This window comes from Pontibacter actiniarum (assembly GCF_003585765.1).
In the GTDB taxonomy this organism is placed as follows: Bacteria; Bacteroidota; Bacteroidia; order Cytophagales; family Hymenobacteraceae; genus Pontibacter; species Pontibacter actiniarum.
In genome coordinates this window covers 1,233,014-1,253,768 of sequence record NZ_CP021235.1, presented here as the reverse complement: position 1 = coordinate 1,253,768, position 20,755 = coordinate 1,233,014, and the positions used below count along the sequence as shown (strand labels likewise).

The following is a 20,755-nucleotide window of genomic DNA, read 5'->3' as shown; positions in this document are numbered from 1 at the left end:
CTACGAAAAGATTTACTGTTTAAATGATAATAGCAAAACAAAGGACATGCCTAATGCCATAAGGCCTATTCCTCCAGCGCAACAGGCTCTATCCACTTATCATCCTCCCGGATCAGCTCAATCAGCTCATCCACGGCACGGTCGGCGGGCACAGACTTCTTAATCACAGTCTGCCCGCGGTACAGCGCAATTTTGTCTTTACCGACGCCCACGTAGCCATAGTCAGCGTCAGCCATTTCGCCCGGGCCGTTCACAATGCAGCCCATAATGCCGATCTTCACCCCTTTCAGGTGATCGGTGCGCTTGCGGATCATGGCGGTGGTCTCCTGCAGGTCGAACAGTGTGCGGCCGCAGCTTGGGCAGCTGATGTACTCCGTTTTGCTCATGCGCGTGCGGGCGGCCTGCAGAATACCAAAGCTCAGGCTGTTGAGCCTGTCGATGGTCTGCAGCTCCTCCGGCTTCTCCTGGCGCGGCAGCAGCTCCGTTCCCAGCATCACGCCATCTCCCAAACCGTCTATCAAAAGGCCTCCTACGTCTGTAGCAGCGTACAATTGCATCTGGTCGGGCGTCAGCTCGCCATAGGCACGCTTGATGACACAAGGGTTTTGCACGCCATTGTTCATCAGCCTGAAAAAGCACTTGCGCAGCTCCGGCATGGCGTGCTCGTTTTGCGTGTGCAGCATCAGCACTGCCGTTTTATCCCGCTTTAGCCTGTCCAACAGCTCAGGAGTAAGGTCGTTGATGGCGGCAAGTATAAAGTTGAGCGCCGGGTGCAGCTCCCCCTCCTGCACATACACATAAGCAGGTATCAAGGGGTGTCGGTTCTCGCGCTGCTCAGCCTGCTGCCACGCGCTGTAGTTCACAATCTCCTTCAGGCCGTTCGGCAGCATAAAGCTGATCGGCGAGTCGCCGGTATAGATGTAGTCGGCACCCAGGTCGTTCATGTTAAACTTATCCAGCAACATGGAGTATAGGTGGCCAACGCACTTCAGGTCAGCATACTTGATATCAGTTAACCGGCTTAGGTCAGCTATAACGCGCGGAACGTTCAGACCGCCGAGGTTCTCCACTTCCACTGCCTCGCGGCGGTGGTATTGGAAAGGATCAATCGGTACGTTGCAGATCGGCTTTATCGGTTGCGCTTTCGCTGCGCGGTGGGTATACCTGTCAATCAGTGCCTGTGCAACAGGGGCCTCAGCCTCCGGCGCCTCCGTCAGCGACACGCGTACGGTATCGCCCAGGCCATCCTCCAGCAGCGTGCCGATGCCCACCGCTGACTTGATGCGGCCGTCTTCTGCCTCACCCGCCTCGGTAACGCCCAGGTGCAGCGGGTAGGGCTGCAAGCCCTCTTCCTCCAACTTCTGCACCAACAGGCGGTAAGCCTGCACCATCACCTGCGTATTGGAGGCTTTCATGGAGATCACAATATCATAGTACCCCTCTGCCTCGCAGATACGGATAAACTCCAGCGCACTCTCCACCATACCCAGCGGCGTGTCGCCGTAGCGGCTCAGGATGCGGTCAGACAGGGAGCCATGGTTCGTGCCGATGCGCATGGCGGTGCCATGCTCCTGGCAGATGCGCACCAGCGGCACAAAGCGCTCGCGAATGCGGTCGAGCTCTGCCTGGTAGGAAACATCGTCGTACTCAATCACCTGGAACTTCTTTTTATCGGCATAGTTCCCCGGGTTCACCCGCACCTTCTCCACAATACGGGCTGCCACCTCGGCAGCGTTCGGTGTAAAGTGGATGTCGGCAATAAGCGGTACGCTGTATCCCTGCTTGTGCAGCTCCTCCTTTATATTCTGGAGGTTTTCGGCCTCTTTTATACTTGGCGCGGTAATCCGTATGTATTCGCAGCCTGCTTCGATCATGCGGATGCACTGCTCTACGGAGCCCATGGTATCCATCGTATCCACCGTCGTCATCGACTGTACCCGGATGGGGTTATCACCGCCCACTGGCACACCTCCGATGTTTACAACACGCGTTTTACGACGCTTGTACTCCACCAGGCTTGGGCTATAAGACTTATTCATGTGATCAAGTTGACATTCCATGTGACTCTTTAACTAAAGTAGCGACTGCTTTGTTCAAAGGGCAAAATACGCAAATTTCTGCGCAACATCCTGCATCCATGCGTCAATTCGGGGTCAGGGGCAAAAGGCTTGTACCTACACTTCCTCGCTACCGCATTCCGGCAGTACAGCCCCGGCAACACTTCTCCCAATGCTCCGGGGCTCCTTCAGATGTGAAACAACTGTTTTTAAGTGTTTTAGCCGAACACCCTGCACCTTATTATGGATTTTTCGTAGAATAAATTTACAACCCCGTAACATATGATTTACATGCACCAGTTCATACCGCAGGCCACCCTAGCGAAGCTGCAGCACCTCCCATGCTGGTCCAGGCAGCAAAAGGGGCAGCTACACCAGGCTTACTTTATACTTCACGACACCGTGCTGGAGTACCTGCGCCGGCAGCTGGCGCGCGGAAAATGGCACGAGGTGCAAGAGATCCTGAAGGGAAAGCCTCTGACGCCTTCCGGGAAATTCCTCCTGAAAGAGCTGCAAAGGCTGGTTACCGGCAAGCTAATGTGGTACCTGGATGTAAAGAAAGTCTTCGCGGCCTCTATCGTTCTCATGCTGCTGCCGCTCATACTTGCCAAGCTTACCGGTGAAATGGTACGCAAGGCCAAGCGCCTGTAAGCAAGATCGTTCCCGCCAGAAAACAGCAAAGGCACCCTGTACAGGTGCCCTTGCTTATCAACCTAATAAAAATAAATGGCGCTTAGTGGCGGAACAGGAGCTCACGGTACTTCACCAGTGGCCAGTCCTCATCGTCCACCATCAGTTCCAGCTTATCTACGCTGTAACGGATTGTATCAAAGTAGTTGAAGACCTCCTCGTTATAGGCAATGGCGCGCTCACGTGCGTTCTCGATTTTGTTGGCAATCTTGCGCGCATCGATCATCTTGTTCACATTCTTCTGAATGGTGGAGATGTGCTGCGACATTTTCTTGATCGCCTCGATCGTGCTCTGCGTGTACTCATCCTCCAGCCCCAGGTCCTTCAGGCCGCGGATGTTCTGGATCAGCTTGTTCTGGTAATCAATGGCTGTCGGAATCACGTGGTTCACTGCCAGGTCGCCCATCACGCGCGATTCGATCTGGATCTTTTTGATGTACTCCTCCAGCAGAATCTCATGGCGCGCCTCCAGCTCCACCTCTGTAAAGATGCCGTGCTTAGTGAACACTTCTTTCACTTCCTCACGCTCATATACATCCAGGGCACGCGGTGTGGACTTGATGTTTGACAGCCCGCGGCGCTCCGCTTCCTCTTCCCACTCCTTGGAGTAGCCGTTGCCCTCAAAGCGGATTGCTTTAGAAGCGGCCACGTACTCACGCAGAATCTGGATGATCGCGAGCTCTTTTTTCATGCCGCTCTCGATCAGCTCATCCACAGACTTACGGTACTCCTGCAGCTGGTCTGCCACAATGGTGTTCAACACCGTCATGGGAGACGAGGTGTTGGCGGAAGAACCCACCGCACGGAACTCAAACTTATTACCTGTAAAGGCAAACGGAGAAGTACGGTTGCGGTCGGTGTTGTCGCGCAGCACTTCCGGAATGCGGTCGATGCCCAGCTTCAGGTACATGTTGTCGCCTTTCTCCATCGGCACTTTCGAGGTGCGCTCAAACTCGTCCAGCACTGCCGTCAGTTGCTGCCCGATAAACACGGACACAATGGCCGGAGGGGCTTCGTTCGCTCCCAGGCGGTGGTCGTTGCTGGCAGAGGCGATAGAAGCGCGCAGCAGGTCAGCATGCTTGTGCACAGCCATAATGGTGTTGATGAAGAAGGTCAGGAACTGCAGGTTCTCCTTCGGCTTCTTGCCCGGCCCCAGCAGGTTAACCCCGGTGTTGGTGCTCATGGCCCAGTTATTGTGTTTACCGCTGCCGTTTACGCCTTTAAACGGCTTCTCGTGCAGCAGCACTTTAAAGTTGTGGCGCTCTGCCACGCGGTCCATGATATCCATGAGCAGCTGGTTGTGGTCTACCGCCAGGTTGGCGTCCTCGAAGGTAGGCGCGCACTCAAACTGGTTCGGGGCCACCTCGTTGTGGCGCGTTCTGAGCGGAATACCCAGGCGCAGGGCGGTTTTCTCGAAATCAACCATAAAGGCGTGCACGCGGCCCGGTATGCTTCCGAAGTAGTGGTCCTCCAGCTGCTGCCCTTTGGCAGGTGAGTGGCCAAACAGCGTACGACCGGAAATCACTAAGTCAGGACGCGCCTCGTACAAGGCTTTGTCTACCAGGAAATACTCCTGCTCAATACCGAGCGTTGTGCTTACCTTGTTCACCTCTTTATCGAAGTACTGGCAAACCGGCACAGCGGCGTCGTTCAGCAGCTTCAGCGACTTCAGAAGTGGTGTTTTATAGTCCAGTGCCTCACCGGTGTAAGACACGAAGATAGTCGGGATACAAAGCGTTTTGGTGCCGGCGTTCTCAATCAGGAAAGCCGGAGAAGACGGATCCCAGGCGCTGTAGCCACGGGCCTCAAACGTGTTGCGGATACCGCCGCTCGGGAAGGAGGAAGCATCGGGCTCCTGCTGCACCAGGGCGCTGCCTTTGAAGCTCTCGATCGCCTCGCCGTCACCGGAAAGGTCAAAAAAGGAGTCGTGCTTCTCGGCTGTGGCACCCGTCAGGGGCTGGAACCAGTGCGTGTAATGCGTGGCGCCTTTGCTCATGGCCCACGTCTTCATGGCAGCAGCCACGGCATCCGCCAGGTCACGGTCCACTTTCTCGCCCGATTCGATGGTGCGCAGCAGGCGCTTGTAGTTCTCAGACGACATGGTGGAGCGCAGCGCAGCCTTGCTAAACACGTTTTCGCCGAAGTAATCTGAAATCTTGTGAGAAGGCAGTACGACCTCTCCTGGTTTACGCTGGCTAGCTAGCTCCAGCGCTTTGAATCTTAAAATTGCCATTGGGTTATGAGGGTTGGGTTTTGTCTTGACAAAGATAAAGATAAAATCACACCTCCTAACAAACAGCCTGTAATTTTTAAGGGGTATTTTCAAAAACCAACATCACACACCACAAACACCCCCCGTTTAATTACACCCCTTTTGCAATACTTGCACCAAAAAGCCTCAAAACACCCTGCACAAAGAACACCCTCCTGGTTTTTACAAGGAAACCATATCAGGTAAGAAACTGTTACCGAAGGCTGACTTATAGTTTATATTTGCGCCGTGAAAAAACGCATTTTATTTCAACCCCTGTACTTCCTGTTCTGGATGCTGTACTTTATAGTAGCCCGAGCTATCTTTTTGATATATCACCTGGAACAAAGTGCTGACCTTACCTCCGGTGAGGTTCTGAACACGTTCCTCTACGGTCTGCGGCTGGACGCTTCCTTTGCCGCCTACATTAGTATACTTCCTTTCCTGCTGGCGCTGCTCTCCCTGGTGTGGCAGCGGCTACAGGCGGCCACAGCCGTACGATATTATACTATCGGGTTACTGGCCCTGCTGTCTGCCCTACTTTCGGTAGACCTGGAGCTTTACAGCCACTGGGGCTTCCGGCTGGATGCCTCTCCCCTGCAGTACATCACCTCCCCGGCCGAAATGGCCGCCTCTACCGCAGGTGCCCCCTTGTTCCTGCTCTTCCTCGTGACCCTGGCTATTGCCGTGGCGTTTACCTTTCTGTACCGCCGGGCCTTTGACCTGAGGCACTTTAAGCAGTACTTCAACCGCTGGGCGGCAAGCGGCCTAGCCTTGCTGTACGCGGCCCTGCTGGTGCTGCCACTGCGCGGCGGATGGCAGCAGATTCCCATCAACCAAAGCGTGGTGTACTTCTCTGACAAACCGTTTGCAAACCATGCGGGCCTGAACATGCCCTGGAACCTGATGCACGCGCTGCTCAAGTATGAAAAATCGTCGCACAACCCTTACCAGTACATGCCCGAACAGGAAGCGAAAGAGCGGGTGCAGCAGCTTTACGCAGCCGCTTCCGTAGATTCGTCGCAGCACCTGCTGCGCACGGAACGGCCGAATGTCCTGTTCATCATCCTGGAGAGCTACACCGCCAAGTTTATTGAGAGCCTGGGCGGCGAGCGGGGCGTAACGCCGAACCTCGACAGGCTGGCCAGGGAGGGCGTTAATTTCACAAACATCTATGCCGCCGGCGACCGCAGCGAAAAAGGCATGGTAGCCTTGCTGAGTGGCTACCCCGTGCAGACCACGACCTCTATTATCAAATACCCCCAAAAAACGGAAAAGCTGCCGCAGCTGAGCCAGGTGTTTGAGCAGCAGGGCTACAGCACCAGCTACTATTATGGCGGGGAGCTGGAATTTGCCAACATCAAATCGTTTCTGCGCAACGGCGGCTACGATAGGCTGATCGACAAGTATGACTTTGACCCGAGCACCTATAACTCCAAGTGGGGGGCACACGACCATGTGCTGTTCGAGCGCGTGCTGCAGGACCTGAAGCAGGAAGAGCAGCCTTTCTTTAGCACGGTTTATACTTTGAGCAGCCATGAACCCTTCGAAATACCGATCCCGACCAAGTTTCCGGGCACAGACGAGGAGGCGAAGTTCCGCAACAGCGTATACTATACGGACTGGGCGCTGGGTAAATTTATAGCGGAAGCCAAGCAACAGGCCTGGTGGGATAACACCCTCGTTGTGATTGCCGCAGACCACGGGCATCCGCTGCCGGGAGGCGACCCCAACCATGTGCCGCGCAAGTACAGAATACCGTTTATACTTACGGGCGGCGCACTGGCCAAAGGCGGCATGCAGGAAACAGGTTTGGGCAGCCAGACAGACATTGCCGCAACGCTGCTGGCCCAGCTCCGGCTGCCCCACTCAGACTTTAAGTGGAGCCGCAACCTGCTGGCACCAACCTCCTCTCCTTTTGCGTTCTATGTATTTAACGACGGCTTTGGCTATATAACCCCATCAGGCACACTGGCTTTTGACAACGTGGCACAGAAAGCCATTCTTACGGAGGGCGCTGTCTCCGAGGAGCAAGTACAAAACGGCAAGGCCTACATGGAGTATTCCTTTGAGGATTTCGTTAAGAAGTAAACGTGCTGCGGTGGCCGGTTGTGCGTGCTACCGGCGTTTCAGGAAGAAAACGGGCAGCAGGCTTTTCTGAAACGCATTAAGCACCTAAGGCTTAATCTTTTAATCCCGCAACACCACATTCACTCAATCACGATTAAATTTCGTACCTTTGCCCCCTGATTATGAAAAAAGTAGCTTTTTATACCTTAGGATGTAAGCTTAACTACTCCGAAACCAGCACCATCGGGCGTATTTTCCAGGAGCGCGGGTTTGAGAAGGTGGAGTTTACCGATACACCGGATATCTACGTCATCAATACGTGCTCTGTAACGGATAACGCAGACAAGAAATGCCGGAAGATTGTGAAGGAGGCCCAGAAGCATTCGCCCAACGCCTTCATCACCATTGTGGGCTGCTATGCCCAGCTGAAGCCAAAGGAAATCTCTGAGATTCCGGGGGTGGACGCCGTGCTGGGTGCCGCCGAGAAATTTCAGTTGGTGGACATCCTGGAGACCTTCGAAAAGAAAGAGTCGGCGCAGGTGTACGCCAGCCCGATTTCAGAGGCCAACACCTTCCACAACTCCTACTCCTTCGGCGACCGCACCCGTACCTTCCTGAAAGTACAGGACGGCTGCGACTACTCCTGCACCTTCTGCACCATTCCGCTGGCACGCGGCAACAGCCGCTCCGACAGCATAGCCAATGTGGTTAGGTCTGCCAACGAAATTGCCGAATCGGGCGTGAAAGAGATCGTGCTGACAGGGGTGAACACCGGTGACTTCGGCCTGCAGGAGGGCAAGCGCGTGGAGTCGTTTCACGAGTTGGTGCAGGCGCTGGACAAGGTGGAGGGCATCGAGCGCTTCCGCATCTCCTCCATTGAGCCTAACCTCTTAAAGGATGAGATTATAGAGTACGTAGCCACAAGTGAGCGTTTTATGCCGCACTTCCACGTACCGCTGCAGTCCGGGTCGAACAAAATACTGAAGCTGATGCGCCGCCGCTACCAGCGCGAGCTGTACGCTGACCGCGTGGCCAAAATAAAATCGCTGATGCCGCACTGCTGCATTGGCGTGGATGTGATTGTGGGCTTCCCGGGCGAGACCGAAGAAGACTTCCTGGAGACCTACAACTTTATAAACGAGCTGGATGTGAGCTACCTGCACGTTTTCCCATACTCTGAGCGCGAAAACACGCTGGCCCCGGACATGGCGGGCAAGGTAAGTATAAAAGACCGCAACCGCCGCGCCGACATGCTCCGCATCCTGTCAGAGAAGAAAAAGCGCCATTTCTACGAGCAGAACATCGGCCGTGAGTTTACCGTGCTCTTCGAGGATGACGTGAAAGACGGGCAGATGGAAGGCTGGACGGAAAACTACGTGCGCGTGGTGGCCAAGTATGACCCTGTGCTGGTAAACGAGACAAAACACGTGCGGCTGACAAACTTAGACGCCAACGGCCTGATGGAAGCCGAAGAAACTTACCAGGAGCTGCTCAAGCATTAGGATTTTGCATTAGAATACACTTATATTTAAGCTGCTAAATCTTCCAACTAACCATAATTAGATAAAGCGTGAAAGTTTTAAAGATGACATTAGGTTTGGCCGCAGCCTCCGCCATGCTGGTAGCTTGCAACCAAACCCCGAACAACAACACAGCCGCCAACGTTGAAACCGCTGCAGGTTCGCCGGATATAGTTTACGTGAACTCTGACTCGCTGCTGGCCAACTACGACTACTTTAAAGACGTGCGCGACCGCCTGCAGACAAAGGCAGAGCAGAAAGAGAAAGACCTGCGTGCCCAGGCCGAGTCTTTCCAGAAAGAAGTGCAGCGCTTTCAGCAGAACGCCGCCGGCATGTCGCAGCAGCAGGCAGAAAGCACACAGCAGCGCCTGATGCAGAAGCAGCAGCAACTGCAGGCGCTTCAGCAGAGCTCCGGCAACGAGCTGGTATCGGAAGAGTCTGAGGAGATGAAGAAGATCTACGACCGCGTGGAAGAGTACCTGAAGCAGCTGAGCAATGAGGAAGGCTACAAAATGGTGCTGACTTACCAGCGTGGCAACAGCGCGATCCTGTACGGTGACTCTACCCTTGATATCACTGAGCAGGTAGTTGCAGCCCTGAACAAAACCTACGAGTCTGAGAAGGCCGAAACAGCAACAGAGAAGAAAGAAGAAAAGAAGTAAGCTTCTGAACAAGTATAAACACGGCAAGGCCCGCAGCTTAACGGTTGCGGGCCTTGCTGTTTTCGATGTACAGCCTCCGCCACATACAGGCACACATACAACGCAGATTTTTATACTTAGCCTGCGCCGCCGACAAACCTAAAGAACAGTTACAAAACCGAACCGGCCCTTTAAAACAGCAAAGCCCGCTGCAATACTTGCAGCGGGCTTTGCTGTTTTAAAGGCTTACAACTTGCTACTCGTAGCGCAGCGACTCGATCGGGTCCAGCTTAGAGGCCTTGAAGGCCGGGTAGTACCCGGAGATCACGCCAACGAGCACGCAAATCGTCAGGCCGACAAACACCCACAGCCACGGCACAAAGAAGCCGGCACCGTCCGCAATCAGCAAGGCGATCCCGTTCCCCATCAGTACTCCCAGCAGAATACCGAGCAGACCACCGAGGATGCAGATCACGATGGCCTCGATCAGGAACTGCTGCCGGATCTGGTGAGCGGTTGCCCCCAAGGCTTTCCGAACCCCGATCTCGCGGGTGCGCTCGTTCACCGACACCATCATAATGTTCATCAAACCTACCGAGGCACCCAGCAGCGTAATGAAACCGATTACCCCGCCACCCCATTTCAGGTAGCCTGATATCTCATCCAGGCTCTGCACCAGGGAGTCGGAGCGGCGAATCTCAAAGGAGTCTTCCTGGCCCAGCGCATCCTGGCGGATGTTGCGCATCTTGCCGGTCGCCTCTCCCATCACGTAGTTCAGCTCATTGGCCCGGAAAATGGCCGTTTTAATATCAAAGTTAAGTTCCGCATTACCGGTTCTTGGAATCTGACGCCCTGTCTCCAGCGGTATCAGCACGCGGCGGTCGCTGCTGCCCCCCATGCTGCTGCCGGCTTTTTCCATCTGCCCCACTACTTTAAAGCGGCGGCCCAGAAAGGTGATGTACTCGCCAATAGCGTCCTTGTTCTTGAAAAGCGTTGTTGCCAGCTCATCCCCGATGATGGCCACGTTGGTGCCCTGCTCCTGCTCAAACGTCGAGAAGTCGCGCCCTTTGGCCAGGTTCAGGTTGTTGTTGAGCATGTAGTCCTCATCAGCCGCCACCACGCTAATGTTCGGATTGGTCTTCTCCGACTCGCTTTTCACGATGGTGGCCCCGGATATAAAGGCAGAAAGGCTGACGCGGGCCTCATCCTTCATCACCTCCTTGTACTGCCGGGCCTGGTTGTAGTCAATTTGCGGGTACACTTTCTCCACACGCCCCTCCCGGCTGCCGCGGTTGTTCATGCCTTTGCGCCGGATGTCGAAAGCGTTGGCCCCGAGGTTAGAGAAGGTCTGGGTAAGGGAGTACTTCATGCTGTCCACCGCCGTCAGGATTCCCACCAAAGACATGATGCCGATGGAGATAATCAGGCCGGTCAGGATGGTGCGGAGCAGGTTGCTTCGGATGGCCCTGAGGCCCTCCCGTATATTTTCGAGTAGGTTCATCTGTTGGAAAGATGTGCGCTTTTGTTATCTTTTACGTTAAGAATAAAAATCGACAGCTATGCTTCTAAGATAGTGGCATTTTCTGAAAAATGAACCACTTTTATACGTTTGATGACATTTTAAAGACAAACCTGATGTTTTTCCGTACCACCGCGCTCCTCCTTATGTTGCTGTTGCTGCAAGTGCCCGCCTGGGCCAGCACAATTCTGATCCCGATGGACGAGGCACAGAAAGACCACCTGAAGTCCTATGGCGCTGCCTACTGGGTGCTGGGCAAGAACGTACCCGTCGACTGGCTGCTGAACTACCGTGGCGGCAGCTTTGCCTTTAACCACCTGCCGCAGCTCGAGAACGAACTGATCGTGCGGGGCGTGAGCTACACTGTTATCTCAGATGCGCAGTACAACGGCATCCTGACCGAGATAAGCGACCCGGAGGCGAATATGGATATCATGAAGCTGGAGAAGGTGCCCAAAGTAGCGGTATACTCTCCGAAATCTAAAATGCCCTGGGACGACGCCGTGACGCTCGTGCTCACCTACGCGGAGATCCCCTACGACGTGATCTATGACAAAGAGATTATCCAGGGTGAGCTCCCGAAGTATGACTGGCTGCACCTGCACCACGAAGACTTTACCGGCCAATACGGCAAGTTCTACGCCAGCTACCGCCATTACCCCTGGTACCAGGAGCAGCAGCGCGAGGCAGAGGAGTCTGCCTCAGAGCTCGGCTTTAAGAAGGTCTCGCAGCTAAAGCTGGCGGTAGTGAACCAGATCAAAGACTTTACTGCCGGCGGCGGCTTCCTGTTTGCCATGTGCTCGGCCACCGACACCTATGATATTGCCCTGGCCGCAGAAGGCCTGGATATTGTAGAGGCGATGTTTGACGGCGACGCCGCTGACCCAAACGCACAGCAACAGCTCGACTACGGCAAGACCTTTGCCTTCCGGGACTTTACAATATCGCGCAACCCGCTGGAGTATGAGTACTCAAACATTGATGTGCAGCCGCAGGAGCGCCCTGTGTCGGAGGCGAACGACTACTTTCAGCTGTTTACCTTCTCCGCCAAGTGGGACCCTATCCCGACTATGCTCACGCAAAACCACGTCAAGACCATCAAAGGCTTTATGGGGCAGACGACGGCTTTCCGGAAGGGCCTGGTAAAGCCAGAGGTAGTGGTCATGGGCGAGAATAAGGAGCTGGGCGAGATACGCTACATGCACGGCACCTACGGGCGCGGCACCTGGACCTTCTACAGCGGCCACGACCCGGAGGACTATCAGCACCTTGTCGGCGAAGACCCCACTGACCTGGCGCTTCACCCGAATTCCCCCGGCTACAGGCTTATACTTAACAACATTCTTTTCCCGGCGGCCAAGAAGAAAAAACAGAAAACCTAGGGAAGTTATGAGTTGAGAGTTAAGAGTTGTAGCTACTGCACTCTTAACTCTTAACTCTCAACTAACTTAGTGCATGCGGTCGGGGCGCGGCTCCAGGTTACGGATGATTTCGGCCTCGATGGCCAATAGCTCTTTCAGGCGGGCATCCACCTCCTCGGCTGGCATGTACTCTTTGGCCAGCTTCACAAAGCTCACATAGTGCCCCGCTTCCGACACCATCAGTTCGTAGTAGAACTTCTGCAGCTCCTCGTCCTGGATGTTCTTCCAGAGCAGTTTGAAGCGCTCACAGCTGCGGGCCTCAATCAGCGCGTTTACCAGCAGGTGGTCCATGAGCTGGCGCTCGCGTTTGTTGCCTTTACGGATGTGCTTGGTCAGCTCCACCACATACTCATCCGGGCGGTTGCGCCCCAGGCCGTAGCCGCGCTTTTTGAGCTGCTCCATTACCCGCTCGAAGTGGCTCCACTCCTCGGCTACCAGCTCCGTCATCTCCTCTACCAGGCGCTCCTTGTCCGGGTATTTCACGATAAGGGAAATGCCTGAGGTAGCAGCCTTCTGCTCACAGTAGGCGTGGTCAACCAGTATTTCCTCGATATTCTTTTCGGCAATGTTCACCCAGCGCGGATCAGTTGGCAGCTCTAGGCGAAGTATGGTTTTGGTAGGTTGGGTAGTAGACATAAACATAATTTTGAACGGACACTTGTGCAGGCGGCGAACCTGCTGCCACCCCTAGAAAGGGGCTTACTTTTTAATCAAAAAAGCGCCATTTCAATCCGAATACAAAGCTACGGCGCAGACCCGGATAGAGCGGCGTTACGAAGTAAACCGGCTCTGTGAGCTCTGCGTTTACGTGGCTCATTTTCAGGAACACATTCACCGTTTTGATATCGGCATTCAGAAACACATCCAGTACCGGGTATCCCTGCACCTGGAAGTTGTTCTGAACAAAGAACTGCTGCGTCACCGGCATGTAATGGTAAGCGTAGTATTCGCTGGCATAAGTCCCCTGCACACCGAGCTGTAGGTACAGCGCGTTCTTAAAGATGGGACCCTCTATATAAGCTTTAGACTCCCACAGCCAGTCCGGCATGCGTATTTTATCGGCTTCGTCCGTATTGTGGTAGGCCACCAGGTTCTCGAAATGCAGTGGCCCGAAGAAGATACTGTGGGAGAAGGTGCCACCCCAGAAACGCTGGTTGCCGCTCTCCTGCGCAGGCATGGCATCGCTGTTATAGTACACCAGGCGCTTGATGTTTGTGTAGTGGGCATCCAGCTTCACATACTGGCGGTTACCGACCTTCTGGTGCAGGCCTGCGCCGATACGGTCTACCACGGTGTTGCCGAAATCCCTGTCCCACTCAAAATGGTTGCTGAGTATGTTTTCCTGCACACGCGATGGCGAGTAAAGCACGCGCTCCAAAGAGCCGTAGGCGCCCCCGATCCTGGCAAGGCCCTTTACCCGGTAATCACCGGCTAGCTGGTACTCGGCACTGCCGGTCAGCTCTGCCAGCTGTTTATAGAACAGCCGGATATTGCCGCCAATAAATACCTGGTTATAGTCTCCGCTGGTGCTAATGGTATTGTAAACAGTTGCGGTGGCAGTATCAGAGGTGGAGGTCTCCTGCAACGCCTCATAGGTAATGCCCGCATTGCGCAACCTAACGTACGCTCTATAGGAAGAAAGCTTGTTGTTGCCAGTCAGGCCAAAGGTGTTTTCCAGTTCGTTGTACTCGGTGGCGTCTTTTGTGCGGTTGGCACTCAGGTAGAAGTTAGGATACAGGTAAGAAGTACCGTTTCCTTCCTCGTCAATCAGGGTAGCAGGGATATCGTCATCGGTATACTCGTTGCGCTGCCGGTAATAGTCAAGGATATGGTATACCTTCAGGTTTTCCTTGGCCAGGCGATAGATGTGCATCAGGTGGAAGTTGTTCCGCGACTCCTCATTCTGGGCCTGTGTCAGGTACACCGGCGCCTCGTTGAAACGTGCCAGGGCATCGTCCACGCTGGCCGTCGTGTCAATACCACCCGTCTCCACCTCCTCCACTTTCATGAAGGTGTAGTTCAGGAACAGGTCATACTTTTCGTTCTCTGAGCGGTAGTGCGTAAACAACTTTACGGCCTGGTTATCCAGGAAGCCTTTGGTCGCCTTGGCCTGGGAGGCAGGCCCTATCTGCTGATCCGCCGAAAGGATGCGGTAAGCCACTCCGAAGTTCCAGCGGGGGTTGATGTTCCGGGTATGGAGCGCCTCGAACACCTGCTCACCGCGGCCACCCTGTATGTAGTACAGGTGCGTGTACGGGGAGCGGGTATCGAAATAGTTTATCCTGTCCGGCTGGTAGGCGTAGCGGTCGAAGATGTTTTTGCCCAGCCTCACCCCTATTTTATCCGGCATCTGAAACAGCATCGGCGTGGCCGCCGTGCCCACGTTGCCCAGGTGCTGGTAAAAGCTTGTGTCGCTGTACCAGTAGCGCTCGTTGTGCATGTTGTTCAGCGTTGTATCGATTGGCACCGCCGTATAGCGCCCCTCCAGCACATCCTGCTCATACAGCTCCAGCACTGTTTTAGGGCTGTAGATTACTTTCGTGGTATCATCGATGATTTGGGCAACGGCTGCCTGCTTTGCCAGCAGCAAACACAGCACTACAAGTATAAAGGCGGATATTCTTTTCTTCACGTTTCAAAAATAGTGAAATATTAACGGAAATCGCAGGCTTATAGCTGCACCATGCTTTGCACATGCTGCAGCACAAAGAGGTCGAACACTTCTTGCTCTGCCAGAAACTGCACCTCTATCGGTACGAAAAAAATCGGGAGCTGCGCTGTCATCGGCTTTAAGGCGCCGTCGGAAAGCTTGACAGCGTCTTTTCGGGTGGTGAGCACGGTAGCCCCGGCATAGGCCGGCTCCTGGAGCAGCTCCTGCAGTTGCTGCAGGTTCTCAGATGTATACTGGTGGTGGTCCGGGTAAGCCAGGTGCTGCAAAACGGTGTAGCCTTGCTGGCGCAGGTACAGCTTAAGCGGCGCGGCATTGGCAATGCCCGTCAAAAGCACGACCTGCTTTGTAAGCCTTGCCTCACGGCCTATACTTTGCGGCGTGCCGTAGGCAAAGGTCGAGAAGAAGACAGGCACTCCGGGCGCCGTATACCGCTCCACAAGTTCCGACAACCGGTCCTGCTGCGCTGCATCCAGGTCCGGGGGGCATTTGCTCACAATAACGGCATCGGCCCTACGGGCACCGCTCCTTGGCTCGCGCAGCCTGCCCGCCGGCAGCACGTGGTCCGTATAAAAAGGTCGGTTGAAATCGGTGATCATGATGTTGAGCGAAGGCTGCACGGCACGGTGCTGCATGGCATCGTCGAGCACCACCACCTCCAGCTTTGGCAACAGGTGCAGCAACTGCTCTATCCCCTTCACCCGTTTCTCGCAGACGGCCACGGCAACGTCCTTAAAGTCAAGGTAGTATTGAAAGGGCTCATCGCCAACGGTAGTGGCCGAGCAGGTGGTATCGGCCAGTACAAAGCCCTTGCTCTGCCGCTTGTAGCCACGGCTCAGGGTGGCCACCCGGTAACTCTGCAGCAGGCGCAGCAGGTACTCTACGTGCGGGGTCTTCCCGGTGCCGCCCACCGCCAAGTTGCCGACCGCTATAACCGGCAGGTTAAAGCGGCGCGAAGGCAGGAGCTTATAGGAGTAGCCGAAGTTGCGCACGCGCATGATTGCCCCGTACAGCTGGGAAAAGGGCCAAAGCAGTATGTAGAGAAACTTTTGCATGGTTTTGTAACGGGCGCAATTTACGTTAATTTTAACGTGCCTACGCTAAACATACTACGAAAGAGAGAAACTATGGCAAAAATACATGAAGTAACCAACCTGCTGGAGCAGCTCGCCCCGCTGCGCTACCAGGAAAGCTATGACAACGCCGGCTTGCAGGCCGGCGACGCCAACGCGGACGTTACCGGCGTACTCGTAACCCTGGACTGTACCGAAGCCGTGCTGGACGAGGCAATCGAAAAAGGCTGCAACCTGGTCGTTGCCCATCACCCGGTTATTTTCAAAGGGCTCAAGCAGCTGACGGGGAAAAGCTATGTGGAGCGCACTATCATAAAGGCGATCCGGCATAACATCGCCATCTACGCCAGCCACACTAACCTGGACAATGTGCTGACCGGCGTGAACACCAAGATAGCCGACAAACTGGGCCTGCAGCAGCAGCGGATACTTGTAAACAAACCCGGCACGCTCATGCAGCTTGTCACTTTTGTGCCGGTGGAGCATACAGACGAAGTGCTGGCGGCGCTCCATCAGGCCGGGGCTGGCAACGTTGGCGAGTACAGCGGCTGCAGCTTCAGCGTGACGGGCACCGGCCGCTTTACGCCCTCCGAGCAGGCAAACCCGGCAGTCGGCAGCAAAGGCCAGCCCGAGCAAGTACAGGAAAACCGCCTGGAGCTGCTCTTCCCGGCGCACCTGCAGGGCAAGATCATGGCCGCACTCACCAAGGCCCACCCATACGAGGAGGTCGCCCATTACCTGTACCAGCTAGAGAACCAGAACCAGGAAGTCGGCATCGGCATGATCGGAGATCTGGAGCAGGAACTGACGGAGCAGGAGTTTCTGTCTTACCTGAAAGAGAAAATGCAGCTGCAGGGCCTGCGGTACACCTCCATCGGCAGCAAGAAAGTAAAGCGTGTGGCCGTTTGCGGCGGGGCGGGCAGCTTCCTGATAAAAGACGCACTGCGGCAAGGGGCAGACGCGCTCGTGACCGGCGATATAAAGTACCACGAGTTCTTCGATGCGGAAGGTCGCCTGATGATCGCAGACATCGGCCACTACGAAAGCGAGGTATATACAAAGGAGATATTTTATGACGCTATTTCAAAAATATTCCCTAATTTTGCAGTCTTAATATCAGAAGTAAACACAAACCCTGTCAGATACACTTTTTAATACATGGAAAGTACTGTAGCCAGCAAACTGGAAGCTCTGGAAAAGCTTCAAAGCATCGATTCACAGCTTGATGAGATTAAACGAGTAAGAGGAGACCTGCCTGAAGAAGTTCAGGATCTGGAAGATGAAATTGAAGGCTATGAAGTTAGGGTTCGTAAGTTTGATGATGAGGTAGCCAGCCTGAATGACTCTATCGCACAGCGCAAGCAGGCGATCAAGGATTCAGAGAGCCTTATCCGCAAATACGAAGAGCAGCAGCAAAACGTACGCAACAACCGTGAGTACGACGCCATCACCAAAGAGATTGAATTGCAGAAGCTGGAGATCCAGATTTCTGAGAAAAAGATAAAGGAAGCGCACTACCAGATCGATCAGAAGAACAACGAGATCGAAGGCACCAAACACCGCCTGGAAGAGCGTCGCAAAGACTTGGAAAACAAGCAGAAAGAGCTGGAGCAGATTGTGGGCGAAAGCCAGGAAGAGGAAAGAAAGCTGGAAGATTCCCGTGAAAAAGCGGCCTCTAACATCGAAGACCGTCTGCTGAGCGCGTACAGCCGCATCCGCAAGAACGTGCGCAACGGCCTGGCCGTTGTTTCTGTGAAGCGTGACGCTTGCGGCGGTTGCTTTAACACCGTACCTCCTCAGCGCCAGGCAGACATTGCAGCGCAGAAGAAAATTATAGTTTGCGAACACTGCGGCCGTATTCTGGCTGGTGTGGAGCAACGTGTATTCTAAATCTAGTTTATCTTGAGCGTACGTCGCTTGCATACAAACCTAAAAAGGATGGCTAAACCCCATCCTTTTTTTTTGGTGCTTGGCCTGTGGCTGACAAGCCTATTGCCGCTGGCTGCCGCCCCGGCACTTACCGCCTCGCACAAAGCCGCTTACCAGGAGCTGCTGAAGCTACGCGTAGGCGCTGCCCGTGCTATGCTGCGCCCGGCGCAGCAGCAGGATGGTAACGAGGCAGCGAACCTGTTGCTGGCCAACTACGCAGACTTCCTGGAGCTGTGCGTGGTGCAGGACCAGCGCCACCTCGAGCAGCTACTGGAAGCGCAGGAGGCCCGGCTGGACGCGCTGGAAAAACTACCCCGGAAAGAGTGGCGGGATTATGCACTGGCTGAAGTACACATGCAGGTGGCGATGTGCAAACTGCTGTTTGGCAACAGGCTATCGGCAGCATGGGGGTTCCGGAAGGCGTACCTGCAGTACAGCGACAACGCCAGCAGATACCCGGATTTTATCCCAAACAGAAAGAACCTGGGCACACTGCAGGTGCTCATAGGCTCTGTGCCGGACCAGTATAAATGGTTCCTGAACATCATCGGCCTGAAGGGCAGCATCAGCCAGGGCATGGCCAACCTGCAGCGCGCCACCTCTAAGGCAAACCCGTTTTACCAGGAGGCCCAACTCCTGCAGGCCGTGCTCCTGCACATGACCGCACAGGACAAGGAAGAGCAGGCCCTGCAGCAGATCACCGCCATGGCGGCCAGGCAGCAGGACAACTTACTGTACCAGTTCGTGGCTATGCACCTGCTCAAGAAGAGCAAGCGGGGCGAAGCGGCACTGCAGGTCTACCTGCGCAGGCCCGGCGGCAAGGCTTACCTCCCGTTCCCTTACCTGCACCACATGGCCGGCGATTTATACTTGTTCCGCGGCAACTATCAGCAGTCCGTGCAGGAGAACCGCCTGTTCCTGGAGCAGCACCAGGGGAAGCACTACCTGAAATCAGCCCACTTTAAACTGCACCTGGCGTATGCCCTTGGCAACCATAAACCGCAGGCTATGTGGCACCTACAGCAGGTGGCGCAAGTAGGGTTTGATGAAGCCGAAGAGGACAAGTACGCCGCCCGCTACGCAGAAAGACAGGAGCCGCTGGTAAAGCCTCTAATGCAGGCGCGCCTGCACTCCGATGGCGGCTACTACCACAAGGCTTTGCAGGAGCTGGCACAACAGCAGCTAAACGCTGCTACGCCGCAGGCTGTGCAGGCAGAGTACTACTACCGCAAAGCGCGCATCTACCACGGGCTCGACTCCCTGCGTCAGGCACTGCCACTGTACCAACAAAGTATAGCGCTTTGCCAGGGCACCAACCTGTACTTTGCCCCCAACGCGGCCTTACAGCTCGGTTATATCTATCAGCAGCTGGACAACCCGAAGCAGGCTGCGCTATACTTTAAAAAGGCCCTTGGCTACAAGGGCCACGAATACAAGAACAGCATCGATGCCAAAGCCAAACTGGCGCTGTCGGCTATGTAATAATTTATGGTGAAGACGGAGATACTGGAAAAGGAGCTGCCCATCAGCCTGGAGGAGTTCCGGCTAAAGGCGCTGGCGTGGGCGGACACATACCCGCTGGCCGCCTACTACAACCCGAACAACATTCCTTACCCGCATCAGGGCTTTGAGCACCTGCTGGCGGTATCGGGCGGAGCAGCCTTGCCCTTAAACGAGGCAGACGCCTTTGGCAGCCTGCGCAAAACGCTGCTAGCGCCACACCCGCTCCTGTGCGGCTACCTGGGCTACGACCTGAAGAACCAGGTGGAGAAGCTCAGCAGCCACAACCACGATGGCATAGGCTTCCCGCTGTTGACATTCTTTGTGCCGGACCTGTACTTATACTTTAACTCTGAAAGCATAAGGCTTTATACTTCTGATAGAAAAGCAAATGACATTGTGGCTGCTATTTGTGCCACGGCTACCCCCGCTCCCGCCACACCAGCTGGTATACAGGTAACGCAGCGTGTTGCCAGAGAGAAGTACACGCGGCAGGTAGAGCGCATCCGGCAGCACATCCTGGAGGGCGATGTGTATGAGCTAAACTTCTGTATGGAGTTTTACGCAGAGCAAGTACAACTGCAGCCACTGCCTTTGTACCTGGCCTTGAACGCCGCGTCGCCCACCCCCTTCTCCGGATACCTGAAGCTACAGGACAAGTACCTGCTTTGCGCCTCGCCGGAGCGTTTCATGAAAAAAGAAGGGCAAAAGCTCATCTCGCAGCCGATCAAGGGCACCATCCGCCGCGGCAGTACGCCCGAGGAAGACAAGGCACTCCAGCGGCAGCTTCGCCATGATGAGAAAGAGCTGGCGGAAAACATGATGATAGTGGACCTGGTGCGAAACGACCTGAGCCGCTCCTGCGCCACCGGAACCGTGCAGGTCGAGGAAATGTTCGGCATTTACGGGTTTCGGCAGGTGTCGCAGATGATATCGACCATCGTGGGCGAACTACGGGCAGAGAAAGATCTGACAGACGCCCTGTCCGGCACTTTCCCGATGGGCAGCATGACCGGGGCGCCAAAGATCAGCGCTATGCAGCTGATCGAAGAGTTGGAAGACACCAGGCGCGGGCTTTACTCCGGCGCCTTCGGCTACATCAGCGGCAACGGCGACTGCGATTTCAATGTCGTTATCCGGAGCATGCAGTACAATGCCGGCACCGGCTACCTCAGCTTCATGGTCGGCAGCGCCATCACGTACGACTCCGACCCGAACCAGGAGTATGAGGAGTGCCTGCTAAAGGCCCAGGCGATTCTGAAGGTACTTGGGCAGTGATGGCTGCGCCCTCACTTATGAATGGTTAATTAAAGACTATGATTATTCACAAGGACTGACTGCCCCTACTGAGATGGGAGCCCTTAATTCGTAATTCATAATTTGCAATTGATTAAAGCTGCCATTCTGTCACACTTT

The 20,755-nt window shown here is 54.9% G+C and carries 15 protein-coding genes; 9 read left to right on the top strand and 6 right to left on the bottom strand.

Annotated features, from left to right (window positions below; all coding sequences use genetic code 11):
- Positions 1-65: 65 nt before the first annotated feature.
- Positions 66-2,039, bottom strand: a complete 1,974-nt coding sequence (ispG, locus tag CA264_RS05405) for a (E)-4-hydroxy-3-methylbut-2-enyl-diphosphate synthase (RefSeq protein ID WP_025605263.1) — start codon at positions 2,037-2,039, stop codon at positions 66-68.
- Positions 2,040-2,339: 300 nt separating this feature from the next.
- Between ispG and CA264_RS05400 the strand changes: the two genes are divergently transcribed.
- Complete coding sequence (locus CA264_RS05400; protein WP_025605261.1) at positions 2,340-2,708, top strand: hypothetical protein; 369 nt, start codon at positions 2,340-2,342, stop codon at positions 2,706-2,708.
- An 82-nt stretch (positions 2,709-2,790) separates the two neighbouring features.
- Here CA264_RS05400 and CA264_RS05395 read toward each other — a convergent pair whose 3' ends face one another.
- Entirely contained in the window at positions 2,791-4,980 is a 2,190-nt protein-coding gene (locus CA264_RS05395; protein ID WP_025605259.1) for a glutamine synthetase III family protein, read from the bottom strand.
- A 267-nt stretch (positions 4,981-5,247) separates the two neighbouring features.
- Between CA264_RS05395 and CA264_RS05390 the strand changes: the two genes are divergently transcribed.
- The 3 genes from CA264_RS05390 to CA264_RS05380 all read left to right on the top strand — a co-directional run bounded on the left by CA264_RS05390 (position 5,248) and on the right by CA264_RS05380 (position 9,250).
- Positions 5,248-7,089 carry an LTA synthase family protein gene (locus tag CA264_RS05390; protein WP_157593648.1) on the top strand — a complete coding sequence of 614 codons (1,842 nt, stop codon included), beginning with the start codon at positions 5,248-5,250 and terminating at the stop codon, positions 7,087-7,089.
- Between the two features lie 161 nt (positions 7,090-7,250).
- On the top strand, positions 7,251-8,570 hold the full coding sequence (gene mtaB, locus CA264_RS05385) for a tRNA (N(6)-L-threonylcarbamoyladenosine(37)-C(2))-methylthiotransferase MtaB (RefSeq protein WP_025605255.1): 1,320 nt from the start codon (positions 7,251-7,253) through the stop codon (positions 8,568-8,570).
- Between the two features lie 68 nt (positions 8,571-8,638).
- Positions 8,639-9,250, top strand: coding sequence for an OmpH/Skp family outer membrane protein (locus tag CA264_RS05380; RefSeq protein WP_237151179.1), 612 nt, complete (start codon positions 8,639-8,641; stop codon positions 9,248-9,250).
- A 235-nt stretch (positions 9,251-9,485) separates the two neighbouring features.
- Here CA264_RS05380 and CA264_RS05375 read toward each other — a convergent pair whose 3' ends face one another.
- Positions 9,486-10,730 carry an ABC transporter permease gene (locus tag CA264_RS05375; protein ID WP_025605251.1) on the bottom strand — a complete coding sequence of 415 codons (1,245 nt, stop codon included), beginning with the start codon at positions 10,728-10,730 and terminating at the stop codon, positions 9,486-9,488.
- 164 nt (positions 10,731-10,894) lie between these two features.
- Here CA264_RS05375 and CA264_RS05370 point away from each other — a divergent pair, with 164 nt between their 5' ends.
- Positions 10,895-12,130: an asparagine synthetase B gene (locus CA264_RS05370; protein ID WP_119570474.1), complete on the top strand. Its 1,236-nt coding sequence runs from the start codon at positions 10,895-10,897 to the stop codon at positions 12,128-12,130.
- Positions 12,131-12,196: 66 nt separating this feature from the next.
- Here the strand turns inward: CA264_RS05370 and CA264_RS05365 are convergent, their stop codons facing one another.
- The 3 genes from CA264_RS05365 to lpxK all read right to left on the bottom strand — a co-directional run bounded on the left by CA264_RS05365 (position 12,197) and on the right by lpxK (position 15,892).
- Entirely contained in the window at positions 12,197-12,805 is a 609-nt protein-coding gene (locus CA264_RS05365; RefSeq protein ID WP_025605247.1) for a MiaE family protein, read from the bottom strand.
- A gap of 70 nt (positions 12,806-12,875) precedes the next feature.
- Positions 12,876-14,801, bottom strand: coding sequence for a putative porin (locus CA264_RS05360; protein ID WP_084196159.1), 1,926 nt, complete (start codon positions 14,799-14,801; stop codon positions 12,876-12,878).
- Between the two features lie 38 nt (positions 14,802-14,839).
- Positions 14,840-15,892: a tetraacyldisaccharide 4'-kinase gene (gene lpxK, locus CA264_RS05355; protein WP_025605244.1), complete on the bottom strand. Its 1,053-nt coding sequence runs from the start codon at positions 15,890-15,892 to the stop codon at positions 14,840-14,842.
- A gap of 72 nt (positions 15,893-15,964) precedes the next feature.
- Here lpxK and CA264_RS05350 point away from each other — a divergent pair, with 72 nt between their 5' ends.
- The 4 genes from CA264_RS05350 to CA264_RS05335 are packed head-to-tail and all read left to right on the top strand — an operon-like array spanning position 15,965 to position 20,617.
- Entirely contained in the window at positions 15,965-17,065 is a 1,101-nt protein-coding gene (locus CA264_RS05350) for a Nif3-like dinuclear metal center hexameric protein (protein WP_025605242.1), read from the top strand.
- A 3-nt stretch (positions 17,066-17,068) separates the two neighbouring features.
- Positions 17,069-17,800: a zinc ribbon domain-containing protein gene (locus CA264_RS05345; RefSeq protein ID WP_025605240.1), complete on the top strand. Its 732-nt coding sequence runs from the start codon at positions 17,069-17,071 to the stop codon at positions 17,798-17,800.
- A 48-nt stretch (positions 17,801-17,848) separates the two neighbouring features.
- Positions 17,849-19,321, top strand: a complete 1,473-nt coding sequence (locus CA264_RS05340) for a tetratricopeptide repeat protein (protein WP_119570422.1) — start codon at positions 17,849-17,851, stop codon at positions 19,319-19,321.
- 6 nt (positions 19,322-19,327) lie between these two features.
- Positions 19,328-20,617 carry an anthranilate synthase component I family protein gene (locus CA264_RS05335; RefSeq protein WP_025605236.1) on the top strand — a complete coding sequence of 430 codons (1,290 nt, stop codon included), beginning with the start codon at positions 19,328-19,330 and terminating at the stop codon, positions 20,615-20,617.
- The last annotated feature ends 138 nt before the right edge of the window (positions 20,618-20,755 follow it).